This window comes from Corallococcus sp. 4LFB (assembly GCF_046520365.1).
Lineage (GTDB): Bacteria > Myxococcota > Myxococcia > Myxococcales > Myxococcaceae > Corallococcus > Corallococcus caeni.
The window spans coordinates 1-2332 of the sequence record NZ_JBKGHJ010000824.1 but is presented as its reverse complement, the minus strand read 5'-3'; the positions used below and the strand labels follow the sequence as shown (position 1 = coordinate 2332).

At 70.2% G+C, this 2332-nt stretch carries 2 protein-coding genes and 2 pseudogenes; 1 reads left to right on the top strand and 3 read right to left on the bottom strand.

Features of this window, described 5'->3' with window-relative positions:
• Window positions 1-215 (bottom strand): annotated as a pseudogene (locus ACLEQD_RS41590) (energy transducer TonB); the annotation flags it as partial.
• A complete protein-coding gene (locus ACLEQD_RS41585; protein ID WP_410391442.1) occupies window positions 212-598 on the bottom strand; it encodes a BlaI/MecI/CopY family transcriptional regulator in 387 nt (128 codons plus the stop codon). The pseudogene ACLEQD_RS41590 and the gene ACLEQD_RS41585, both read right to left, overlap by 4 nt.
• A 192-nt stretch (window positions 599-790) precedes the next feature.
• On the opposite strand from ACLEQD_RS41585, the gene ACLEQD_RS41580 reads away from it, so the two are divergent.
• Window positions 791-1678 carry a beta-xylosidase gene (locus ACLEQD_RS41580; RefSeq protein ID WP_410391441.1) on the top strand — a complete coding sequence of 296 codons (888 nt, stop codon included), beginning with the start codon at window positions 791-793 and terminating at the stop codon, window positions 1676-1678.
• Here ACLEQD_RS41580 and ACLEQD_RS41575 read toward each other — a convergent pair.
• Window positions 1666-2332 (bottom strand): annotated as a pseudogene (locus ACLEQD_RS41575) (GntR family transcriptional regulator); the annotation flags it as partial. The gene ACLEQD_RS41580 and the pseudogene ACLEQD_RS41575 overlap by 13 nt on opposite strands.

Below are 2332 nucleotides of genomic sequence, written 5' to 3'. Positions count from 1 at the left end.
CGGGAGTCCCCCACGCGCGCGGCATGCCGCCACGCGGTGGCCACCGGCAGCGCCAGCATGATGCCCAGCGCGCCGCACGCCAGCGCGTAGCGCAGGTTCGCCGAGCGCCGGCCCACCCACCGGAGCGCCAGCGCCAGGGCCACCGCCACGAGCGCGCCCTGCCACAGCAGGTGCACGAGCGCCCAACCCACCGCTTCCAGGATGAGACCGTTCATGACTCCGACTCCTTCTCGAGCGAATCCAGCAACTGGCGCAGCTCCGCCAACTCCTCGGGGGACGTCTTCTTGGTGGACAGGGCCTGCAGGGCGAGCCGCGCAGGGGAGCCGCCGAACACGCGGTCCACCAGGTCGGTGACCAGCTGCTGCTGGGTGCTCTCCCGGGGGAGCCGGGCGCTGTAGACGTGCGCGCGCTGGGACTCGTCGCGCGTCACCAGCCCCTTCTCCGTCATGATCTGCATCGTCTTCAGCACGGTGGTGTAGCCGCTCCCGTCCTGGAGCGTCGTGTGGACCTCGCGCACGGTGCGCGCGCCCCGGTCCCACAGCACCCGCAGGATGGCCAGCTCGGCATCCGTGGGTCGCGGCAGCTTTCCTCGGCTCATGGCTTCCTCTCTCCTCACCGCTTCCTACGCCTAGTTATACGAACGATTTCGTAGGTGTCAACGAAGCCTTTCGTAGTTCCCGGGCAAGGAGCCCCGTGGGGAGGGATGGGCGTCGGGCGCGGGGATGCCCCCGGGGGCGGTTGCCTTGAAAGGCCACGGGCGCTGCACACCCTGGATGGCAGGGGGCGCGCGATGATTGAAGCGGTGAAGCTCTGGAACGAGCCGAACAACAAGTCCCACTGGGACCTCGAGCTCGACAAGGACTGGCTCATCTATTCGCGGATGGTGCGGCTGGCGGGGGCGGCGGTCCGCGCGGAGCACCCGAAGCTGCCCCGGGTGCTGGGGGGCATGTCGCCCATCGACACGGGCTTCCTGGAGCGCCTGGAGCGGCAGGGGGCGCTGGACGGGGTGGACGTGGTGGCGGTGCATGGCTTCCCGCTGGACTGGAACCACTGGCCCATCGACGAGTGGCCCCGGCGCATCGCGGAGGTGCGCGCGGTGTCCCGCCATCCGGTGTGGGTCACGGAGGTGGGCGTGTCCTCCTTCGGCGCGGAGGAGGTGCAGGAGTTCGGCCTGCGGCGCACCGCGGAGCTGCTGCTGGGCCGGGTGGAGCGGATCCACTGGTACAGCCTCTATGACCTGCCCAGCGCATGGCCCGCCACGACGCGCCACCGCGAGGCGGAGGGGTCGTCGTACTACCGGCACTTCCACATGGGGCTGTTGCGCGAGGACGGCACGCCCAAGCGCGCGCTGCGCCACTTCGCGGACTACACGCCGGAGCTGGGCATCTGCCAGTGGTTCCACTTCGAGGACCCGCGGCTGGACGACGCGGTGGCATGGTTGAAGAAGCTGGGGGTGCGCCACGTGCGCACGGGGCTCAGCTGGGCGGACAGCCTGCGGCCGGGCGCGGAGGCGTGGTTCGACCGGCAGATGCGCGCGCTGGAGGACTTCGACGTGACGCTCACGTACTGCTTCACGCCGGAGTCGTGCGGGATGGCCGCGCACCACACCAGCCCGCCGAACCACGTGGAGGAGTACGCGGACTTCTGCGCGCGGATGACGCGGCGCTACGCCAGGTAGTCCGCCAGAAGTTCGAGACGTGCCTCCAGCACCTCGTCCTGCCCGGTGTCTGGCGAGGGAATGCCGGGGCCACCCGTCTCAACGCAGGGGGACGTCACCCGCGCATCGTCCTGCCCGGTGTCTGGCGCGGGAATGCCGGGGCCACCCGTCTCAACGCAGGGAGGTGTCTCCAATGCACCGCCCCGGGCGTCAGAGGCTGCCAGGGCGTCGAACTCACGCGGCTCAACGCAGGCGTGGGTTTCAAGCGCATCATCCGGCCCGGAGGCTGACGCGGGGACGCCGGGTCCCCACGTCTCACTGCAGGGGATTCCCGCGGGCGCATCGTCTTGCGCGGTGGTTGACGCCTGAGCGCCGACGAGGCCCTCCTGAGCGTGAGGCGCCTCGGGGGACGCATGCTCCTGAGGGCAGGGGGCAAAATCGTTCAGCATGCGCTCGTCGCACGCCTTCAGGAATACCGGCAGCTGATGCTGGAGCGCCTGCACGTTGCGCTCGCTCAGAGCGTGCATCGCGCAGATGGCCCATTCGCGCAGCGACTCACCGCCCAGGAAGGGCAGCAGCCGGGGAGCAATGCCCCTGAAGGCCCGCTGAAGCGATTGGATGAGGAGCAGGTGCCCGGGACGTGCAGCCGTCTGGGCCGCCAGCCGCAGCAACTCG